The sequence below is a fragment of the Brevundimonas sp. SH203 genome (genome assembly GCF_002157625.1).
Taxonomy (GTDB): domain Bacteria; phylum Pseudomonadota; class Alphaproteobacteria; order Caulobacterales; family Caulobacteraceae; genus Brevundimonas.
This window is the reverse complement of record NZ_BDMM01000009.1, coordinates 14,876-34,379: the sequence shown is the minus strand read 5'-3', so window position 1 is coordinate 34,379 and position 19,504 is coordinate 14,876. Positions and strand designations below refer to the sequence as shown.

Genomic DNA, 19,504 nt, shown 5'->3' with positions numbered 1-19,504 from the left:
GGGCGGCCTCGGCGGCGGCCTTGGCGGCGGCGGCCTCGTCGCGCGCGGCCTGTGCAGCGCGTTCGGTGGCGGCGGCCTGTTCACGCGCGGCGGCGTCGGCGGCGGCCTTGGCGGCGGCGTCGGCGGCTGCCTTGGCGGCGTTGGCCTGGGTGGCCAGGGCGATGGCGCGACGACGCGCTTCCTGCTCCTCGGCCGACAAGGCGCCGCCGGCGGGTTGCGACGGACGCGGCCCCTGCGGACGCGGCGCCTGGGCCGAGGCCTGCGGGCGCGCGACATCGAAGCCCTGCGGACGTTGCGGACCGCCGGCGCCGGCGCGACGCTTGGTCTCGACCACCACCGTCTTGGAGCGGCCGTGACTGAAGCTCTGTTTCACCGTTCCCGTCGAAACCGAGCCCGCGGCGCGCGGCTTCAGGCTCAGCGGGGCGCGCGGCCCCGACTGGGAGGGCGTGCCCCCCGCATTGCCTTGTCCCGCGCCTTGGCCCTGGTTGGTCTTGTCGTTTTCGTCGCTCATCCGGTCGCTTTACTCGGGGCGGAAAATCCCGCCGTCGTCATCCAATACCCATGAACGACCGTGAGCCCGTCTCCGTCCTGGGAGACAGGCCCTCGGCCGCCAAAATCCTCAGCTCGCCCCTGGGGGGAGCGCTCCCGCCGATCCGTCCTCGCCACCGGAAACCTCCCAGTGAGAAGGGCGAAGCGGCCGAAATCCAGCCAGTCGTTCGACCTCGATGGTCCAGCGATCGGCCCGTCCGCCCGCAAGCAGGACGGCGTGTATCGCATTTTCCAGCCCAAGGGCCAAACTCAAATCGTCCGCCGTGAAGGCGCCGCACACCTTGGCGGTCTGATGACGGGCCAGGGCCAGCAGTTTTCCGCGCCCATCGGCAGCCCCGTCGGCGGCCTCGACCACCCAGGCGACCTTGCCAGAGCGCAGGCTGGCGGCGGATTTTTCGAAGCCGGATATAAGCACGCCTTCGCGCCGGGCAAGACCCAGCTGGTCCAAGCAACGCCGCGCCAGCAGCCGCTCGACCGTATCGGCCAGGTCGGCAGGGGCGTTCAGGCGGGTCTTGGCCGCGCGGGTGAAGCCGTTCTTTTTGACCGCCGCCTCCACCGAGGCGCGGCTGGCTTCGACCCACAGGCCGCGCCCGGGCAGTTTCCTGCCCAGGTCGGGAACCACCTGGCCGTCAGGCCCGGCGACGAAACGGATCAGACGAGATTCATCCATGACCTCGTGAGAAACGAGGTCCCGGCGTTCCCTATCGATCGTCGCGTCGCGCAAGCTCATGTACGGTCAGGTCCTTCATCATGCGTCGCGCGACTGGTCGGCGTCGGACGACGCATCGTCCTCGGCGGCCGTGTCGGCTTCGGCTTCCGGCGCGTCGCCGAAGACCTGGTCGGGGTCGTATTCGCCCTCGGCGTATTCGCCGTCTTCCTCATATTCTTCCGGCTCGGGCTGGGGCAGTTCCGAGGCGTCGATCCAGCCGGCGGCGACGCGGGCCTGCAGGATCAGCAGCTCGGCGTCTTCCTGGGCCAGGTTGAAGCTTTCCAGAACGCCGGGGACCTTCACCCGTTCGCCGTTCCTGACCTCGTAACCGCCGCGGATCTCGTCGGTGGCCAGGTCGGCCAGATCCTCGACCGTCTTGACGCCGCCTTCGCCCAGGGCGACGGCCATGGCCAGGGTCACGCCCGGCACGTCCAGAACCGCGTCCTCGACGCCCAGGGCGACGCGCTTGGCGTCCAGCTCAGCGGCCTTCTTGTCCAGGAATTCACGGGCGCGGGTCTGCAGCTCCTCGGCGGTCTCCTCGTCGAAGCCCTCGATCTCGGAGACTTCATAGGCGTCGACATAGGCCAGGTCTTCCACCGTGGCGAAGCCTTCCGTCACCAGCAGCTGGGCGATGACTTCGTCAACGTCCAGGGCTTCCTGGAACAGGGCGGTGCGTTCGGTGAACTCGCGCTGACGGCGTTCGCTGTCCTGCGCCTCGGTGATGATGTCGATCTGCCAGCCGGTCAGCTGGCTGGCCAGGCGCACGTTCTGGCCGCGACGGCCGATGGCCAGCGACAGTTGCTCGTCCGGCACGACCACTTCGACGCGGCCGGCTTCCTCGTCCAGCACGACCTTGGAGACTTCGGCGGGCGCCAGGGCGTTGACGATGAAGGTCGGCTCGTCCGGGTTCCACTGGATGATGTCGATCTTCTCGCCCTGCAGCTCGGCGACGACCGCCTGAACGCGCGAGCCGCGCATGCCGACGCAGGCGCCGACGGGGTCGATGGAGCTGTCGTTCGACAGGACGGCCATCTTAGCGCGCGAGCCGCTGTCACGCGCAGCGGCGCGGATTTCGATCACGCCGTCGTAAACTTCCGGCACTTCCTGGGCGAACAGCTTGGCCATGAAGCCCGGGTGGGCGCGCGACAGCATGACCTGCGGGCCCTTGGCCTCGGGCCGGACGTCGTAGATGTAGGTGCGGATGCGGTCGCCGATGTTGAACACTTCGCGCGGGATGGACTGGTCGCGGCGCATGACGCCTTCGCCCCGGCCCAGGTCGACGATGGTGTTGCCGTATTCGACGCGCTTGACCGTGCCGTTGACGATCTCGCCGACGCGATCCTTGAACTCTTCGTACTGGTTGGCGCGTTCGGCCTCGCGGACCTTTCCGGTCACGACCTGACGGGCCATCTGGGTCTGGACGCGGCCGAACTCGAACGGCGGCAGGTTCTCGACGTATTCCTTGCCGACCTCGGCCTCGGGATCGCGCTTGGAGGCGTCCTTCAGGCGCACCATGGCGCTGTCGTTGAACTCTTCCAGCTCGTCTTCCGGCATCCAGTCGTCGGCGACGATGGTGACGTGACGGGTCAGGGCCAGTTCGCCGGTCTTGTGGTCGATCTTGGCGCGAATGTCGTGGTGGGCGCCGTAACGCGACTTGGCGCCCTTCTGGATCGCCTCCTCGATGGCCTCGATCACGATCTCGCGGTCGATGTTCTTCTCGCGGGCGACCGCATCGGCGATCTGCAGCAGTTCGAGGCGGTTGGCGGAAATACCGGTGACGGCCATCAGGCGTTGTCCTCAGAAGGGGTCGTGGTGTCGGTTGTTGCTTCGTCCGGCGCGCCCTCGGGCAGGCCGTCGTCTTCAGGTTCGCCGCGTGCGGCGCGAATGGCGGCGCCCCGTTTCATCAGGGCGTCGGTCAGCACCAGCTTGGCGTCGGCCAGCCAGTCGAAGGGGATCAGGGCGGTGTCGTCCTCGCCGTCCAGGTCGATCAGGACATTGCCGTCCTCATAGCCGGCCAGCACGCCCTTGAACCGCTTGCGGCCCTCGATCATGCGGTCGGTCTCCAGACGCGCCTCCTCGCCTTCGAACAGGTCGAAGTCGATGGGGCGGGTCAGGGGCCGGTCGATGCCAGGCGATGAAACCTCCAGCAGATATTCGCCGGAGATGGGGTCGGCGGCGTCGAACACCTCGGACACCGCGCGGCTCAGCTTGGCGCATTGTTCGACCGAAATATCGTGGTCGGACGGGCGCTCGGCCATGATCTGCAGGCGCTGGCGCTTGGCGCCGGACATCAGGCGCACGCGCACGACCTCCAGGCCGAGGCTTTCGGCGATGGGGTCGATCAGCTCCAGCAGCTGGCGGTCCTGGGCGGTCTTTGCGCGCAAGCGACGAATATCCAAAACAAAAGCGGCGGTCCGTCCGGGCCGCCGCTTGGAACGACGCCGTTGGACGCCGGTCTAACGATGTGGAGCGCCATATAGGCTAACCGAAAGGGGTTGTCAGCCCCCTGCGGTCAAACGAGACGTCAGCGGGGCCCAGATAGTCGCGCTTGCCGATCTCGACGCCTGCCGCGCGCAGCAGGGCGTAGGTCGTGGTGACGTGGAAAAAGAAGTTCGGCAGGGCAAAGCCGGTCAGATAGTCCGCGCCGTTGAACTCCTGCTGACCGCCGGGGAATTTCAGCACCACTTCGCGCCCCTCCGCGTCATCGAAGGCTTGGCGCGGCACGCTTTCAATATAGGCGATGGACAGGGCGATGGTGGCCTTCAACTCCGCGAACGACGCTTCGGAGTCATCCGTCCGGGGCCAGTCCTGGCCAGTCAGACGCGCGACGCAGGCCCGCGCGGAAAAGGCCGCCGTGCGAACCTGGGCGGGAAACGGGTTCATGTCCGGCGCCAGCCGCGCCTCCATCAACGCCGCCTCATCAAACCCCTGCGCAATCGCCTTGTCGAGCAGGGCCGACAGGTTGTTCAGCGTGCGCACGAAGATGGGCGCGGAGGCGTCGTAGATCGAAAAAGCCATGGAGACCAGGTCCGGTTGGAACGGCGCCTTAGCTGCTAATCGACGCGCCGGAATTCAAGGAAGACCGGCGTGGTGTCGCCCAGCTTCTTTTCCTCGTAGCGGGTGACGACGTGGTCGGCGGGCGGGACGAACCAGTCCTGATCCGCTGCACCGATCCGCTCCAGCCCCGGCGTGCGGTCCAGCCGCTCCAGCGCCCATTCGGCGTAGTCCAGCCAATCGGTGACGAAGCGCAGGGTTCCGCCGGGTTTCAGGATGCGGGCGAAGGCCTGGGCCGTCTCGTCCTGCAGCAGGCGCCGCTTGTTGTGACGCGCCTTGTGCCACGGGTCGGGAAACAGGATCAGCACCCGGTCGACCGAGGCGTCCGGCAGGGCGTCCACCACGTCGCGCGCGTCGTCGGCGTGGATGCGGACATTCTTCAGATCGCCTTCCTCGACGTGGCGCAGGGCCGAGGCCACGCCGTTCAGGAAGGGTTCGCAGCCGATGACCAGGGCGTCGGGCCGACGGGCCGCCTGGGCCGCCATATGTTCGCCGCCGCCGAAACCGATTTCCAGCCAGACTTCTTTCGCCTCGGACATCATCGCCCTGGGGTCCAGCGGCCCCGCCCTGGGATCGGGCACGGCGATGGCCGGCAAGAGGGTGTCCATCAGGGCCGCCTGGCGCGGCTTGATCGGGCGGGCCTTGATGCGGCCGAACGACCGCAGCGGGCGGTCGAGGTGGGGGTTGTCGTCCTCTGGACGGTCATCGGAGCTCATGCGCCTGCCGTTAGCCGTCGCGGCGCCGAGCGTCTAGGCAAGGCGTCCGGCGAAGGCCGAAAACCTTTTGACGCTCCGGGCCGAACACCCTTCTATGACAGTCGCAAGACGCGTCGGGCTGTCGCGTCATCGGGAAAAGGGGAAACGATGATCGGACATTCTCTGCGGGGCGCCAGCCTCGCGGTCATGACGTGCGCGGTGCTGGGCCTGTCGGCCTGCGCCACCACGGGCCAGCCGTCGGACCAGACTGCGGCCGCCAAGCCGACGCGGGATCGCACCCTGGATGCGGGTCTGGACCCGGCGACGACGCTGGACCCCTATCCCTCGACCTATCGGCCGCTGCCGCGCGAGAACTTCGCCGTGGTCGGCGCCACCGTCCTGACCGGTACGGATCGCAAGATCGACAACGGCGTGGTCGTGGTCACGGACGGCAGGATCGCCGCCGTCGGCGACGCCGCCACCCCCGTCCCTGCGGGCTACAAGGTCGTGGACGCGCGCGGCCGCTACGTCACCCCCGGCGTCATCGACGTTCACAGCCACCTGGGCGTCTATCCGTCGCCCGGCGTGCAGGGCATGAGCGACGGCAACGAGGCGACCAGCCCGAACACCGCCCAGGTCTGGGCCGAACATTCGATCTGGCCCCAGGACCCCGGCTTCAACACCGCCCGCACCGGCGGCGTCACGACCCTGCACATCCTGCCCGGCTCGGCCAATCTGTTCGGCGGGCGCGGCGTCACCCTCCGCAATGTGCCCTCGATCACCATGCAGGGCATGAAGTTCCCGGCCGCCCCCTATACGGTCAAGATGGCCTGCGGCGAGAACCCGTCGCGCGTCTATGGCAGCCGCAACCAGAGCCCGGCGACCGGCATGGGCAATATGGCCGGCTATCGCGCCGCCTTCATCGCCGCGCGCGAATACAAGGCCAAGTGGGACAAGTGGCATGAAACCGGCGAGGGAACGGCCCCGACCCGCAATCTGCAGAACGAGACCCTGGCGGGCGTTCTGGACGGCTCGATCCTGATCCAGAACCACTGCTACCGCGCCGACGAGATGGCGCTGATGATGGATATGGCCAAGGAGTTCGGCTACCACATCGCCACCTTCCACCATGCGACCGAGGCCTACAAATTGGCGCCGCAACTGGCCCAGCAGGGCATCTGCGCGGCCATGTGGACCGGCTGGTGGGGCTTCAAGATGGAAGCTCTGGACGCCATCGAGGAGAACGCCGCCCTGGTCGACGCGCAGGCGGGATCGTGCGCCGTCATCCACTCCGACGACGCCCTTCTGACCCAACGCCTGAATCAGGAGGCCGCCGCCGCCCTGTCGGCCGGTCGCCGCGCCGGGCTGAACATTTCGGAAGAACACGCCATCGGCTGGTTCACCTCCAATGCCGCCAAGGCCATCGGCATCGCCGACCAGACCGGGTCGCTGACGCCGGGCCTGCGCGCCGACGTGGTGATCTGGAGCGCCGATCCCTTCTCGATCTACGCCCGCGCCGATCAGGTCTTCATCGACGGCGCCCTGGCCTTCGACCGCGCCGACCCGGCCTATCAGCCGACCAGCGACTTCGAACTGGGCCAGCCCGGCTATGGTCTGACCGCCGCCAACGTCAGGGAAGGAGCCCGCTGATGCGCCTATCACACATTCTCGCCGGCGCCGTCGCGGCCCTGTCTCTCTCCGTCCCTGCGCATGCCCAGGAAACCGTCGCCATCGTCGGCGGCCGCATCCTGACCGGAACCTCGGTGATCGAGAGCGGCACGGTCGTCATCCGTGACGGCAAGATCGTCTCGGTCGGCTCAGGCGGCGCCCCCGCCGGTGCGCGCGTCATCGATGCGGCGGGCAAGACCGTGGCCCCCGGCTTCGTCGCCGTGGATTCGGGCCTGGCCGGCACCGAAGTCGGATCGGTGCGCGGCACCAACGAACTGAGGAACAGCGCCAATACGCTCAGCGCCGCCTTCGACATCTCCTACGGGCTGGACCCCTGGTCCTTCACCCTGCCGGTCGCGCGGCTGGGCGGCATCACCCGCGCCGTTGTCGTGCCCCAGCATCCCGGCTCGTCGGGCGGTCATGTCCATGAGGACGAGACGGCCGGCGCCGGGGACGGCGGCTATCAGACGCCCGGCCTGTTCGCCGGTCAGGCCGCCATCATCAACCTGGGCCCCAATCTGGCGGGCGGCGAGGCCGACATTCTGGTCAAGCCGCGCGTGGCCATGGTCGCCCCCTTCGGCGAGGCGGGCGCGGCGGTCGCCGGCGGCGCGCGCGGCGCCCAGTTCGTCCTGTTCAAGGAGACGATGGACGAGGTCCGCCTCTATGCCCGCAACAAGGCCGCCTACGACCGCGCGGCCCTGCGCAATCTCAGCCTGTCGCGCGCGGATCTGGAGGCCCTGATCCCGGTCGCGAACGGAAGCCTGCCGCTGATCGTCACCGTCCACCGGGCGTCGGACATCCAGCAGGTGCTGCGTCTGGCGCGCGAAGAGGGGATCAAGCTGATCCTGGACGGCGCCGAAGAGGGCTGGCTGGTGGCGGGCGACATCGCCGCGGCCGGCGTGCCCGTGCTGCTGAACCCCATCGACAACCTGCCCTCGGACTTCGAGATGCGGGCGGCGCGGATGGAGAATGCGGCGGCCCTGAACGCGGCCGGCGTGCTGATCGCCATCAAGGGCAACGAGGGGTCGACCCACCGCGCCCGCGACGCCCGCTACAACGCCGGCAATGCGGTGTCGCACGGCCTGCCCTATCAGGCCGCCATCGCCGCCCTGACGGTCAATCCCGCCAAAATCTTCGGCATGGCGGGACAGTTCGGCCAGATCGCGCCGGGCGCGGCGGGCGACGTGGTGGTCTGGTCCGGCGATCCGCTGGAGCCGCTGAGCCAGCCCTCGGTCCTCTTCGTCAACGGCGTCGAACAGCCGCTGACCAGCCGCCCGCTGCTGCTGCGCGACCGTTACCGCCAGCAGACGCCGATGCCGCCGGCCTATCGCAACTGACCACCGCTTCGGTCTGAACGGAAAGGGCGGGGCCGCACGGTCCCGCCCTTTTTCATTGGCCGCGTCCGCGCTAGGTCAGGCCCATGCCCACTGCGCTCTACATCGACGCCGACGCCTGCCCCGTGAAGGAAGAGGTGTATCGCGTCGCCCGGCGCTATGGGCTGAAGACCTATGTCGTCTCCAACACCTGGATGCAGGTCCCGCGCGAGGCGCTGATCGAACAGGTGGTGGTGGACGCCGGGCCGGACATCGCCGACGACTGGATCGCCGAGCGCGCGGCCGTGGGCGACGTGGTGATCACCGCCGACATTCCTCTGGCCGACCGCTGCCTGAAGTCGGGCGCCCAGGCGCTGAAGTCCAACGGCCAGCCGTTTACGGCGGACTCCATCGGTTCGGCCCTGGCGGGGCGGATGGTGGGCGAGCATCTGCGCTCGATGGGGGTGGCGACGTCCGGCCCGCCGCCGTTCTCGGCCGCCGACCGTTCGCGCTTCCTGCAGGCGCTGGATCAGGCCGTGGTCAAGGCGCGCAAGGCGGCGCCCCCGAGCCGGCCATGACCACCGTCATTCCCGAGGACGAACTGGCGTTCCACTTCTACCGCGCGGGCGGGCCGGGCGGACAGAACGTCAACAAGGTGGCCACCGCCGTCCAGATGCGGTTCGACGTCAGGAACTCTCCCTCCCTGACCGAGCCGGTCAAGGCGCGGCTGATGAAGCTGGCGGGCAGTCGGCTGACGCAGGAGGGGGTCATATTGATCAACGCCGTGCGGTTCCGCACCCAGGAACGCAATCGCGCCGACGCCATCGCCCGGCTTCAGGACATGGTGGACGCCGCCTCGATCCGGCCAGTCTTTCGCGTGCCCACCCGCCCCACCAAGGCCTCCAAGGAGCGGCGGCTGAAGGCCAAGACCACGCGATCCTCGATCAAGTCCGGCCGGGGCAAACCACGTCACGACGACTGAGGCGCCGGAACATCCCGTGTCCGTCCTCGTTCACACGATACAGCAACGGTTGAGCGAGGCGCGGATGCGGCGATTTCGAGCGATGACGGCGGGGATGATGCTGGCGACGACGGCGCTGGGCGCCTGCGACCAGTACGAGATCCGCAAGAAGGGCGGTCCCGATCCGGCGCCGGCCGCAGCGGCGGTTCCCGCTCCGTCGGAGCAGGACAAGGCCATCATCGCCGCGACGCCCCAGGTCTCTCTCTCCGAAAAGGACCGGCGCGAGATTGAGGGCGTGGCCCGCAACTATCTGAACGAAGCCGCCAAGGAGCTGGCCAAGGGCTTTTCGCCCGTGCCGGGGGGACAGGACATCGTCGTCGCCCTGCAACCCACCCAGGTTCACGCCTGGACCGTGGGTCTGAAGCGCGGCGAGACCTATCGCTTCATCGCCGAATGCGATTCCGAATGTTCCGACATGGACATGGAGCTGCTCGATCCGGCCGGAAAGATCGTCGAACGCGACACCCTGCCGGACTCCGCGCCGGTCATAAACATTCGGCCGGCGGCGAATGGAACCTATACCGCCCGCCTGATCATGAAGACCTGCACCGTGGCGCCCTGCTATGCGGCGGCGCGTCTGTATCACCAGACCGGCCCCATCCCGGACGACGACGCGCCGCCCGCGACGGAGGCCTGAGGCTCAGCTTTCGGCGGGGCGGAACAGGAGCGCGGCGATCTTGTCGTCGGCGTCGAAGCCGATCATCCATTCGGTCGCCTGATTGTCGAACGTGACCTTGAACAGCTGGGCCTCGCCTTCCTGGCGCTTGTATTCGACGGTCTTCACCGCGCCGAAGCCCTTGATCAACGTCGTGACCTGGGCGGCCTGCTGACGGATCTGCGTCGCCAGATTGGGCGTGAAGTCGGCATAGTCGAAGCCTGAACCCTGCACATCGGCGATCACGCCGCGCAGGGCCTCTTCCGCCCTTGCGATGTCGGGCGCGGCGGCCGGGGTCGCGGCGGCAGGCGCGGCCGGCGCGGGCCGTGCGGGCGTCGCCTGCGTCTGGGTCTGTGTCTGGGCGGGACGGTCGAAGGCGTTGGGCACCGAGGCGGCGGCCGCCTGGGCCAGGGCCGGCGCGGGCGTCAGGATCAGGGCGGCGCCCAGCAGGGTCTTGGTCAGGATCGTCGCCATGAAAGGCCTCCGGTCAGGTCAGATAGGGCCAGAGCGAAAGGCCCAGGGCCGTCAGGGCCGCGATGACCGCGACGGTGACGGAAGCCGTCAGCCAAGCCGGAGTTCCCGACTTTTCCATGACCACCGTGGTCGGACGCGGCGGCTCCTGAACCAGGCGCGAGATGGCGCGGGCCGCCGCGATCATCTCGTTCAGGGCGTCGCGGGCCTGGGCCTGGGGCCCCAGTTCGCGCCTGATCCAGCGTTCGACCACCGGCTGGGCCGCCTTCCACAGGTCGTGATCGGGCTGCAGTCGACGCGCCACCCCCTCTACCGACACCATGGTCTTCTGCAGCAGGATCAGTTCGGGCCGCAGCCGCATGTCGAACAGGGCGGTGATCTCGAACAACTGGCCCAGCAGCCGGCCCATCGACACCTGGCTGGCGGCACGGCCGATCACCGGCTCGCCGACGGCGCGCAGGGCCTGGGCGAAGGTCTCCACCGAATGGTGCGGCGGCACGTAGCCGGCTTCGAAATGAACGCGCGAAATCCGGTCGTAGTCGCGGCTGATGAAGCCCCACAGGATTTCGGCCAGATAGCGCCGCTCGGCCGGACCCAGCCGCCCGACGATGCCGAAGTCGATGGCCGTCAGATGGGCCGGGGCGCTGGCGAACAGATTACCCTCGTGCAGATCGGCGTGAAAGGCGCCGTGGTCCAGCGCCTGGACCAGGAAGGCGCGCACGACATTGTCGGCCAGCTGATCCTTGTCGATGCCGGGCAGCTCCAGCAGGGCCGGATCGGTCATGGGCACGCCTTGCGCCCACTCCAGCGTCAGCACCCGCTTGCCCACCCCGTCCCAGATCACGGCGGGGGCGGACATATAGCCGTCCTTGGCCATGACCTCGGCCATCTCGCTGGCGGCGGCGGCTTCCAGCCGCATGTCCAGCTCAAGATCCAGCGAATTGGCGATGGTCTCGACGAAGGCCTGCGGCTCCAGTCGGCGTGACATCGGAACCAGCTTCCACACCAAGGCCGCGCCCAGACGCATAGACTCCAGACCGTTGGCCACGCGGCGCTCCACGCCCGGCCGCAGCACCTTGACCGCCACGGCCCGCCCGTCGGCGAGCGTCGCGCGGTGCGCCTGGGCCAGGGAGGCGGCGGCGACCGCCGGTCCCAGGTCGGTGAACAGGCTTTCGACCGGGCGACCCAACGACCGTTCGATCTCGCGCCGGGCCTCGTCCAGCGGGAAGGGCGGCAGGGCGTCCTTCAGCCGGCCCAGATCGCGGGCGAACTCCAGCCCGAAGATGTCGGCGCGCGTCGCCAGCACCTGACCCAGTTTGATCGCCACCGGCCCCAGATGCTCGAACGCCTTGCCCAAGCGCTGACCAGGGCGACCCTGACGGCCCGCGCGACCGGAAAACAACTGCACGAACCGCGCGAAGGGCCGGGTCCAGGCGGGCAGGAGCGGCGTGACCTCGCGCGGGATCAGGGCGTCATGGCGCGCCAGCACCCACAGCCACCCCACCAGCCGCAGGAAGGCGGCGACCGGGTGCTGCACCGCCACGGTCGCGGGCGGCGGTGGGGCCGTGCGATAGATCCGGCTGGTCAGATCGCCCACCCGTGGTGGATGGCGGCGATCCCGCCCGACAGATTGGTCACGGACACGCGGCGGAACCCGGCGTCCTCGATCATACCCTTGAACGTCTGCTGGTCGGGGAAGCGGCGGATGCTCTCGACCAGATACTGATAGCTGTCGCGATCCTTTGCGACCCAGCCGCCGATGCGCGGAATGGCGTGGAAGGACCAGGCGTCATAGACCTTGCGGATCGGCGTGGTCGTGGGACGCGAGAACTCCAGGCACAAAAACCGGCCGCCGGGCTTCAGCACGCGCCGCGCCTCGGCCAGGGCCTTGTCGATATGGGCCACGTTCCTGATGCCGAAACTGATCGAATAGGCGTCGACCGAGGCGTCCGGCAGCGGCAGGTTCATGGCGTCGCCGACCGACCAGCTCATCTCCGGCTCGCCGCCCTTGTGGACGCCCGCCAGGATCATTTCGGCGTTGTAGTCCAGAACGATGACATTGGCGTCGTCGCCGCCGCGCCGCTCCTGCGCCGCGCGGGCCATCTTCGAATAGCGCCGGGCCATGTCGCCGGTGCCGCCCGCCACGTCCAGAATGGTCTCGCCAGGACGAGGGTTCAGCTTGGCGGCGGCAATGTCCTTCCAGATGCGGTGGACGCCCACGCTCATCAGGTCGTTCATCACGTCGTAGTTGGAGGCGACGGAATCGAAGACCCCGCGCACCATCTTCACCTTCTCGCGCGCGTCCACATCGCGAAAGCCGAAGGAGGAACGATCGCCCGACGAATGCGGGCCGTGGGAGGAGGCGTCGGTCATCCGCATCGTCTAGCGCGTCGCCGCGCCGCCGTCACCCGATCAGAACGGCGATCAGGCGGCTTGCGGCTGAGGAAGCTCCAGATCCTTCATCACGTCGCGCATCAGGCCGTAACACCCGCACGAGGCCGCCTCCAGACCGTCGCGGTCCAGAACCTTGACCCAGCCGCGCCCGCGCTGGATCAGCGACTTGCCCTCCAGCACCGAACCGACTTCGGACACGGTGGCGCGGCGCACGCCCAGCATTCCGGCGATGTCGGCCTGGGTCAGGTCGAAACGGTCGTCCTCGGCCCGGTCATGCAGCGTCAGCAGCCAGCGCGCCAGCCGCTCGTCCAGCCGGTGCTGGGCGTTGCAGGCGGCGGCCTGCTGCACCTGGGCCATAAGCCCTTCGGTGAAGCGCGACAGGGCCAGACGCAGGCTCTCGCTCTTGTCCAGCGCCTCGCCGAACACCTCGGCCGAGCAATAGGCGGCCAGGCCGTCGCGCTGGGAGATGGCGCGGCTGGCGGCGCGGGCGTTCAAGGGGCCGCATGTCACGCCGATCAGGCCCTCGCGCCCGATGGCGGCGGTCTCGACCATCTTGTCGTCGGGCAGGACGGTCATCAGCGACACCACGCCCTTGATCGGGAACCACACCCGGTCCACGGCCTCGCCTGCGTCGTACAGCATCTGGCCGCGCGCGATCTCGTCCCGCTTCAGATGGGGTTCGATCCGCTTGCGGTCGGCCGCGTCCAGGGCGGCGATCCACAGATTGTCCATCGTCGTCTCCTGCCAACTGTCCATGACCGCATCCGCCGCGCCGGAAAAGGCGACAGCGAACGGCCACGCTTGATCTGGAAACTCAACGCCCAAGCTTGGCCAGATGTTCCCGGCGCTTGCCGCACGCCTGCGGGCGCCCTACGCCAGACAGGAACCGACAGAGATCGTGCTGGGAGAGGCGGAATGAACGGCAATATCGGCGCCGAGGCGGCTTGCGCCAGGCTTCAGGGCTGGACGCCGGGCGGGGACGGACGCGACGCCATCGTCAAGACCGTGCTGTTCCCCGACTTCAACGCCGCCTTCGCCTTCATGACGCGCGTGGCGAGGCAGGCGGAGGTCATGGGCCACCATCCCGAATGGTCCAACGTCTATAACCGCGTCGAAATCCTGCTGACGACCCACGACGCCGACGGGGTGACGGACAAGGACGTCCAGCTGGCCCAGTTCATCGACTCCATCACCCGCGACCTGACGCCCGGCAAGGACCACGACTGATGACCACGCCCGCCCCCTCCCGCCCCGGCCGCGTCGCCGGTAAGACCGTCCTGATCACCGGCGCCGCCGGCGGCCTGGGCGAGGCCATGGCCCTGATGATAGCGCGCGAAGGCGCCCGCGTCGCCGTGACCGACATCGACGGCCCGCGCGCCGAGGCCCTGGCCGCGCGGATCAATCAGGAGATCGCCGGCGCCGCCTTCGCCTACGCCCATGACGTGGCCAGCGAGGCCGACTGGGAAGGTGTGATCGCCGCCGCCGTCGCGGACCTGGGCGGACTGTCGGTCCTGGTCAACAACGCCGGCGTCGGCGGCCCCTTGGCCTTCGTCGAACAGGACACCGTCGACAACTGGCAGCGTCAGTACGAGATCAATCTGCGCTCGATCATGCTAGGCGCCAAACACGCCATGCCGCACCTGCGCGCCTCGGCCCCGGCGTCCATCATCAACATCTCGTCCATCGCGGGCCTGGCCGCCGCCCCCGGCATGGGCGCCTACAACGCCACCAAGGCCGCCGTCTGGATGTACACCAAGACCCTGGCGCTGGAGGCGGCCAAGGCCGACTGGAACGTGCGCTGCAACTCGGTCCACCCGGTCTTCATCAAGACCCCGATCCTGGACCCCTTCATCGCCATGGCCGGCGGCGACCAGAACAAGGCCCACGAACGGCTGGCGCGCGGCATTCCGCTGAAGCGGATCGGCGAACCCGACGACGTCGCCTATTGCGTTCTCTATCTGGCGTCGGACGAGTCCAAGTTCGTCACCGGCTCCGAATTCAAGATCGATGGCGGCATGACGGCGCAATAAGCCGCCAAACGCTTATTCAGGATTGAGGCCGCCCGCGCCATGCTGTAAGCGGCCCTCTCCGGCGTCACGCCGCGCACGCACCCGTAGCTCAGCTGGATAGAGTGCTGCCCTCCGAAGGCAGAGGTCACAGGTTCGAATCCTGTCGGGTGCGCCATACTTCTCAATCAACCATCTGATTTGATTGATTTTATTAAACCTCCCTCACACTCCGCCCCAATAGTTGCCCCAACTGGTCAGAGAGCCTGGTCTTCGGTAGAGTTTCGATTTACGGTTGGGGGATGGTCGTGAGCGAACAACATAGATCTGTTTTGCTCGACGACACCGAGCTCGATTCGGCAGGATCAGCGCGCCGCCCAACATTCGTAGATGCCTTCGCCGGGTGTGGTGGCCTAAGCCTTGGACTGAAACGCGCCGGATGGCATGGCATCTTTGCCATCGAGAAGGATGCCTTCGCCTTCTCCACACTCACCAAGAACTTCCCCGACGGCGGGGAACTTTCTTACTCCTGGCCTCAAAGTATCGAGCGCAAAGCTTGGGACATTCAAGAGTTACTGAGCCAAAAGAAGGATCAGTTGTCGGCCCTTTCGGGAACGATAGACCTGCTCGCTGGCGGTCCGCCTTGCCAAGGCTTTTCCCATGCAGGGCGCCGAAAAGCGGAGGACCCGCGCAACCGGCTTTTTGAAGCCTATCTGGACCTTGTGAGCCTAATTAAGCCCCGGATCGTTTTGATTGAGAACGTCAGAGGCTTCCAGTCCGACTTTGGCAACGCCGCAAGCGGTGAGATCACAAACTTCGCCGAGTCTCTCAAAGAGCGCCTGGGCAAAGAGTATCATACACAGCAGAAAATGATCCGGGTCAGCGAGTATGGTGTCCCGCAGGCGCGCCAGAGGTTCTTCCTAATAGGCGGCCGGATTGGTGACATTGCTCCATCCGAGGTTTCTAGCGTTTTTGATGCCTTGTCTAACGGCCGCGACCAGTTTCTAAACGCGAAAGGGTTGACTAAGTCACCGTCCGCTCGGGACGCGCTCAGCGATCTCGAAGTGGCTTTCAGTGGAACGAAACCGTGTCCTGACTCGCCTGGTTTTCGTGCAATCTCTTACAAAGGACCAAGGACGGACTTCCAGAGGGCAATGCGCGACGACTTCACGGGGGATCCATCAGACACCCGGCTAGCGCGTCACCGGCCAGATATCGAAACGCGCTTCGCAGCGATCATCAAAGCGGCAGGGGAAGAGGGCCGTCTGAATACGACGATCTCTGCCGAAACACGAAAAAAATACTCTTTGAAAAAGATGGCGATCAGAGTGCTTGATCCCCTCGCAGCCTCGCCGACGATAACGAGCTTGCCAGATGATCTGCTTCATTATTCGGAGCCACGGACACTCACCGTCAGGGAAAACGCGCGACTTCAGACTTTCCCTGATTGGTTCCAATTCCACGGGAAGTACACGACCGGAGGACACCTTCGTCGCGTCCAGGTGCCTAGGTTCACCCAAGTGGCAAACGCGGTGCCTCCAATCTTGGCCGAGCAGGTTGGCTCGATACTTTATCGCCTAGCCTGCGGCACGCCCCTGGAGATAGGCGTCCAGGGATTGGCAGACGACACCGAGCGCACTGCGATGATCCCTGAGCTTACCCCTGAACTGGACCATCCATTCATCGTCGATGACGGTCGGATTCTCGCCCTTCTTGATTGACCGCAGTGTCACTTGGCCATCTTCGTCCCGCTCCTCCTTGGCGTGGGCTAAGGTGTTGCGGTTTCTGATCACATCCGTCTCATACGATTTCAGATAATCCAGGGCTTCACTGGGTTTTACGTCCAGCGCCTTCGCAACCCTGCACACAGCCATATATTTGTGCGCCGATCCAAAAATATCGGCGTTCGAGATGGCGTCCAGGATCAGACCGTTTCGCGCCATCGGCTCCACCACGTCTACTTTGTGTCGGCTGCTATCAAGCAGCTTGTCCAACGTTCGTTGTGCCTTAGGCTGGAATCGTTCGTCACCAGAGGCGAAAACGCGCGTCAGCAAATCCTCCATCATTACATCCATCTCCGCGACTTCCGACATCGCGATCCCCCGCATATGATTTAGGTCGATGGCTTTCGAAATGATCGTGTCCGCGATGCCCCGGAGGGCATCGCCAAGCCCTGTTCTGATCGAGACGAAAACGCCCGCGACCTCCTCCTTGGCCAGTTCTTCCAGCAGTTCTTTCGGATTGTTAGACGAATAGAAAATGATGTCAGTGAATGGGAGTTGATTCCGTATTGTGCCTGCAGCCACAGCACCGTTTACGCCCTCACCGAGATGATAATCGACGATCACGAGATCGAAATCTCGCCCTGACCGCTTGGCAAATTTTCGAAGGCCCTGATCGCTGAGATCCTCTGCGTTTGTGCGAGTGAACGAAAACCCCTTGGCGCTCAGGTAGTCGGCTAGTTCGCTCGCCGCTTCGTCAACGCTGCTAGGGTTGTCATCTACTACCAGAAGTCGAAATTCGAGCTTCATGACGGCACCCTGACGGTGAGATGGGCGCCATCCAAATCATCGGAGAAGGCATCCTTATGAGCCTCTATTGCTCCCCCGAGGCTCTCGACGATCTGACGCACATGATAGAGTCCAAGTCCCGACCCGTCGGTGGTGGTCACGCCTTTCTCGAAAACACGCTCGATCAGATCAGATTTCTTTGCCCACCCATCTCCGTCATCAGCGACCGTGAGGATAAGCTCCGGGCTGGCACCGCGTGTGACGTTTATGAAAAATGCAACATTCGACGCCCTGGCCTTGGCCGCATTGGTAACAAGATTGTCGATGACGATTCCGATTTCTATCGGACGGAATTTCTTAGAGAACGGCTTGTCGTCACCTTCGACGTGAATGGTCAGGCCTTGCGGAGCCCAGAGCGACGAGACTGTTTCGATATAGTCGCGTACATAAACGGCCAAATCCGCTTTTACGTCAGAAGCCTGCTGTTGATAGCCGCCCTTTGTGGCAAACCGAGCCGCAGTCAAAATCTGGCTGTTTCTGAAGGACACCTTCTCCAAGAAATCTATCCAGTCTTCCCGCTTCACCTCGGCACCAGAACGCAATTTGCCCATCATCCGCTTTACGCCGTGATGCACGTCAGATGCCTGCATGATGATCTGGTGGTGAAGGTTGAGGATCGTGTCCTGATCGAGTGAACCAGCTGCGACGAGAAATGCGCTTCTCGCTCGCTCTTCTTGGTATTGAACCTGAGCAACAGCGGCGGCCTTTTCGGCCGCTACTGCTCTAGCCTCGGCTCTCCGCTCGGCCTCCCTCGCCTCAGCTTCTGCGGCTTGAAGAATCTTCAACCGCGCCTTGGCATCGCTGACGCGCGCTGAAAGGTCGGGATCGCCAACTTCGTCTGCCAGAAGCTCCAAAGCCTTCAATGACCCTTCGAAGGCTTCCGATTTTTCATCGACTATTCGAACGAGATCGGGACTGTAGGAGAGAAGTTCGACACCCTCAGTGGCAGCGAGTCGAGCAACAAGCTGGGAAACTCTCGCGCTACTTTCATCCAGGCGCATTCGCGCGGTGTCGTCGGCCTCCTTATCCAGCTTGTCCTTCCACGAGATATCGACCACATACCGTTCGAGACGACGGACGCATTTGTCCCGGATGCACTCGATGAGTTCATCTACCTGTGGCGTTCGGATCAGCCCCTGATTTCGGCTAGTAGCCTCGTCAAAGCCGGCGACGCCCTTGATCTGTACGCGACCGATTAGGTCGCGCCCCCCAAGAAAGCGGCGCTGCCCCTGCTGCTTTCTTCGATTTAACCCAAAGAAGTCGTCATCTTCGGCACCGATTGGAAAGACGCGGAACCCATTTCGGAACAGAAAGATCGATCCGAACTGCACCGACGGTAGACCCATACGGTACTTAAAAACCATCTTGGCGCTGTGGTTCAGGAAGTAGATGTCCGCATTTAGGTCTGTGGCGGCCAATCCGTCGTAGGGGCTAGGCTCTCGAATCTTGTAGACCACATCACCTCGGTCGGTGAGCGTCGTCTCCAGGAATGTTCCATCGTCTACAAGTCTCACTTTGATCGACGTAGTGCGCTCTGCAACGACATCAATGATCGGGTTTTCGATGCGTCCGTTGACCTCCAATCGCGCCTGTTGGTCATCCCGTCGCTGAGCATTGAAAGCGGCATCCTCAGCATCCGCTGCCAACTGAGACGGCGCGACGATCTCGATCTGAAATTTCGGCACACCCTCGGAAAATGGATCGATAAGCTTCGTTAGCTCACGCTTCAGGCCCTGTAGCTTGGTCCGATCCCACTCTGATCGAAGTTTTCGGATTTCGAGGACTGTGCCCGTCTCACCTCGTGGCTTTGCCAGGGCAGGGTCAAATTCTTCTGTCTCGAACAGGTTGACGAGCACATCGCCGAATTCACGCTTGGGGTCGCCTTCGTAAAGCAACCAGTCAATGTCCAGGATCTGAACCCGCTCTGCGGAGGATTTTGAGCTAAGTCGGAGGGTCGAGCCCAGCCTGTCGCAGGAAAACCGACCAACGCCTTTTGCACCTGCAAATGGCCCGGTCCGGTCTCCAATCTTGTCGCGATAATCGTCGTCCTCTGTGCCCTCACGCTTTGCCGAGTAAGCCACGAACAGCCATTTCCGAAGAATGTCGTCGCGGGTCATCCCCTTGCCGTCATCCGCAATAATCACACGGTCATCTTCGAAGACGATGCGGACGTGGCTCGCGTGAGCGTCAAACGAATTTTTGACCAGTTCGAAAACCGCGACATAATCGTCTACGATCAAATCGCGGCCAATCAGGTCTTTGAGGCCGGTGCTTACCCTAAAGGGTTGTTTCTCCATCGCTTAGCTAGCCCCCTTGGCCATCGCTTAGCGGGACCAAATGCATTGGTATCGGCGAACGATTCAGCCGCTGAAGGCCTGATAATGGCCGGGAGAGGTCAA

At 65.2% G+C, this 19,504-nt stretch carries 19 protein-coding genes and 1 tRNA gene; 9 read left to right on the top strand and 11 right to left on the bottom strand.

The window, feature by feature from the left end; genetic code table 11:
* The 6 genes from SH203_RS15020 to trmB all read right to left on the bottom strand — a co-directional run.
* Nucleotides 1-511: translation initiation factor IF-2 associated domain-containing protein (locus SH203_RS15020; protein ID WP_200808977.1), on the bottom strand; the 511-nt coding region annotated here is incomplete at its 3' end.
* A 108-nt stretch (nt 512-619) separates the two neighbouring features.
* Nucleotides 620-1,279: an RNA-binding protein gene (locus SH203_RS15015; protein ID WP_087121773.1), complete on the bottom strand. Its 660-nt coding sequence runs from the start codon at nt 1,277-1,279 to the stop codon at nt 620-622.
* Between the two features lie 18 nt (nt 1,280-1,297).
* Entirely contained in the window at nt 1,298-3,043 is a 1,746-nt protein-coding gene (nusA, locus tag SH203_RS15010; protein WP_087121772.1) for a transcription termination factor NusA, read from the bottom strand.
* Entirely contained in the window at nt 3,043-3,642 is a 600-nt protein-coding gene (gene rimP / locus SH203_RS15005; protein ID WP_087121771.1) for a ribosome maturation factor RimP, read from the bottom strand. Before rimP ends, nusA begins: the two co-directional genes overlap by 1 nt.
* A gap of 97 nt (nt 3,643-3,739) precedes the next feature.
* Entirely contained in the window at nt 3,740-4,276 is a 537-nt protein-coding gene (locus SH203_RS15000) for a DUF1993 family protein (protein ID WP_087121770.1), read from the bottom strand.
* 35 nt (nt 4,277-4,311) lie between these two features.
* Nucleotides 4,312-5,028, bottom strand: coding sequence for a tRNA (guanosine(46)-N7)-methyltransferase TrmB (gene trmB / locus SH203_RS14995; RefSeq protein ID WP_087121769.1), 717 nt, complete (start codon nt 5,026-5,028; stop codon nt 4,312-4,314).
* A 147-nt stretch (nt 5,029-5,175) separates the two neighbouring features.
* Here trmB and SH203_RS14990 point away from each other — a divergent pair, with 147 nt between their 5' ends.
* From SH203_RS14990 to SH203_RS14970, 5 genes are all read left to right on the top strand, one after another.
* Nucleotides 5,176-6,657, top strand: coding sequence for an amidohydrolase (locus SH203_RS14990; protein WP_087121768.1), 1,482 nt, complete (start codon nt 5,176-5,178; stop codon nt 6,655-6,657).
* A complete protein-coding gene (locus SH203_RS14985) occupies nt 6,657-8,012 on the top strand; it encodes an amidohydrolase family protein (RefSeq protein ID WP_087121767.1) in 1,356 nt (451 codons plus the stop codon). The genes SH203_RS14990 and SH203_RS14985 overlap by 1 nt, the downstream gene beginning before the upstream one ends.
* Nucleotides 8,013-8,095: 83 nt before the next feature.
* Complete coding sequence (locus SH203_RS14980) at nt 8,096-8,566, top strand: YaiI/YqxD family protein (protein ID WP_087121766.1); 471 nt, start codon at nt 8,096-8,098, stop codon at nt 8,564-8,566.
* Nucleotides 8,563-8,970: an alternative ribosome rescue aminoacyl-tRNA hydrolase ArfB gene (gene arfB / locus SH203_RS14975; protein WP_087121765.1), complete on the top strand. Its 408-nt coding sequence runs from the start codon at nt 8,563-8,565 to the stop codon at nt 8,968-8,970. Before SH203_RS14980 ends, arfB begins: the two co-directional genes overlap by 4 nt.
* Nucleotides 8,971-9,034: 64 nt before the next feature.
* Nucleotides 9,035-9,646, top strand: a complete 612-nt coding sequence (locus tag SH203_RS14970; RefSeq protein ID WP_143275754.1) for a hypothetical protein — start codon at nt 9,035-9,037, stop codon at nt 9,644-9,646.
* Nucleotides 9,647-9,649: 3 nt separating this feature from the next.
* Here the strand turns inward: SH203_RS14970 and SH203_RS14965 are convergent, their stop codons facing one another.
* From SH203_RS14965 to SH203_RS14950, 4 genes are read right to left on the bottom strand one after another with little or no spacing between them, the layout of a single operon-like run.
* A complete protein-coding gene (locus SH203_RS14965; RefSeq protein WP_087121763.1) occupies nt 9,650-10,138 on the bottom strand; it encodes a hypothetical protein in 489 nt (162 codons plus the stop codon).
* 13 nt (nt 10,139-10,151) lie between these two features.
* Entirely contained in the window at nt 10,152-11,732 is a 1,581-nt protein-coding gene (gene ubiB, locus SH203_RS14960) for a 2-polyprenylphenol 6-hydroxylase (protein WP_087121762.1), read from the bottom strand.
* Nucleotides 11,720-12,508 carry a class I SAM-dependent methyltransferase gene (locus SH203_RS14955; RefSeq protein ID WP_087121761.1) on the bottom strand — a complete coding sequence of 263 codons (789 nt, stop codon included), beginning with the start codon at nt 12,506-12,508 and terminating at the stop codon, nt 11,720-11,722. The genes ubiB and SH203_RS14955 overlap by 13 nt, the downstream gene beginning before the upstream one ends.
* A gap of 51 nt (nt 12,509-12,559) precedes the next feature.
* The gene (locus tag SH203_RS14950; protein ID WP_234989525.1) at nt 12,560-13,285 is read right to left on the bottom strand and encodes a Crp/Fnr family transcriptional regulator; all 726 of its coding nucleotides are present in this window, start codon (nt 13,283-13,285) and stop codon (nt 12,560-12,562) included.
* A 159-nt stretch (nt 13,286-13,444) separates the two neighbouring features.
* Here SH203_RS14950 and SH203_RS14945 point away from each other — a divergent pair, with 159 nt between their 5' ends.
* The 4 genes from SH203_RS14945 (at nt 13,445) to SH203_RS14930 (ending at nt 16,256) form a co-directional block, all read left to right on the top strand.
* Entirely contained in the window at nt 13,445-13,756 is a 312-nt protein-coding gene (locus SH203_RS14945; RefSeq protein ID WP_087121760.1) for a 4a-hydroxytetrahydrobiopterin dehydratase, read from the top strand.
* Complete coding sequence (locus SH203_RS14940) at nt 13,756-14,559, top strand: SDR family oxidoreductase (RefSeq protein ID WP_087121759.1); 804 nt, start codon at nt 13,756-13,758, stop codon at nt 14,557-14,559. Before SH203_RS14945 ends, SH203_RS14940 begins: the two co-directional genes overlap by 1 nt.
* A 77-nt stretch (nt 14,560-14,636) precedes the next feature.
* Nucleotides 14,637-14,713, top strand: a tRNA-Arg gene (locus tag SH203_RS14935).
* Nucleotides 14,714-14,843: 130 nt separating this feature from the next.
* Nucleotides 14,844-16,256, top strand: a complete 1,413-nt coding sequence (locus SH203_RS14930) for a DNA cytosine methyltransferase (protein ID WP_159457580.1) — start codon at nt 14,844-14,846, stop codon at nt 16,254-16,256.
* Between the two features lie 806 nt (nt 16,257-17,062).
* Here the strand turns inward: SH203_RS14930 and SH203_RS14925 are convergent.
* On the bottom strand, nt 17,063-19,402 hold the full coding sequence (locus SH203_RS14925) for an ATP-binding protein (RefSeq protein ID WP_087121757.1): 2,340 nt from the start codon (nt 19,400-19,402) through the stop codon (nt 17,063-17,065).
* Between the last annotated feature and the right edge of the window lie 102 nt (nt 19,403-19,504).

Excerpts from the sequence above, each read along its gene's own strand:
- SH203_RS14925 (WP_087121757.1), bottom strand. The coding sequence starts at position 19,402 with ATGGAGAAACAACCCTTTAGGGTAAGCACCGGCCTCAAAGACCTGATT.
- SH203_RS15000 (WP_087121770.1), bottom strand. The coding sequence starts at position 4,276 with ATGGCTTTTTCGATCTACGACGCCTCCGCGCCCATCTTCGTGCGCACG.
- SH203_RS14950 (WP_234989525.1), bottom strand. The coding sequence starts at position 13,285 with ATGGACAGTTGGCAGGAGACGACGATGGACAATCTGTGGATCGCCGCC.
- SH203_RS15015 (WP_087121773.1), bottom strand. The coding sequence starts at position 1,279 with ATGAGCTTGCGCGACGCGACGATCGATAGGGAACGCCGGGACCTCGTT.
- SH203_RS14985 (WP_087121767.1), top strand. The coding sequence starts at position 6,657 with ATGCGCCTATCACACATTCTCGCCGGCGCCGTCGCGGCCCTGTCTCTC.
- SH203_RS14965 (WP_087121763.1), bottom strand. The coding sequence starts at position 10,138 with ATGGCGACGATCCTGACCAAGACCCTGCTGGGCGCCGCCCTGATCCTG.
- SH203_RS14990 (WP_087121768.1), top strand. The coding sequence starts at position 5,176 with ATGATCGGACATTCTCTGCGGGGCGCCAGCCTCGCGGTCATGACGTGC.
- nusA (WP_087121772.1), bottom strand. The coding sequence starts at position 3,043 with ATGGCCGTCACCGGTATTTCCGCCAACCGCCTCGAACTGCTGCAGATC.
- SH203_RS14940 (WP_087121759.1), top strand. The coding sequence starts at position 13,756 with ATGACCACGCCCGCCCCCTCCCGCCCCGGCCGCGTCGCCGGTAAGACC.
- arfB (WP_087121765.1), top strand. The coding sequence starts at position 8,563 with ATGACCACCGTCATTCCCGAGGACGAACTGGCGTTCCACTTCTACCGC.
- SH203_RS14970 (WP_143275754.1), top strand. The coding sequence starts at position 9,035 with ATGCGGCGATTTCGAGCGATGACGGCGGGGATGATGCTGGCGACGACG.
- SH203_RS14955 (WP_087121761.1), bottom strand. The coding sequence starts at position 12,508 with ATGACCGACGCCTCCTCCCACGGCCCGCATTCGTCGGGCGATCGTTCC.
- SH203_RS14945 (WP_087121760.1), top strand. The coding sequence starts at position 13,445 with ATGAACGGCAATATCGGCGCCGAGGCGGCTTGCGCCAGGCTTCAGGGC.
- trmB (WP_087121769.1), bottom strand. The coding sequence starts at position 5,028 with ATGAGCTCCGATGACCGTCCAGAGGACGACAACCCCCACCTCGACCGC.
- SH203_RS14980 (WP_087121766.1), top strand. The coding sequence starts at position 8,096 with ATGCCCACTGCGCTCTACATCGACGCCGACGCCTGCCCCGTGAAGGAA.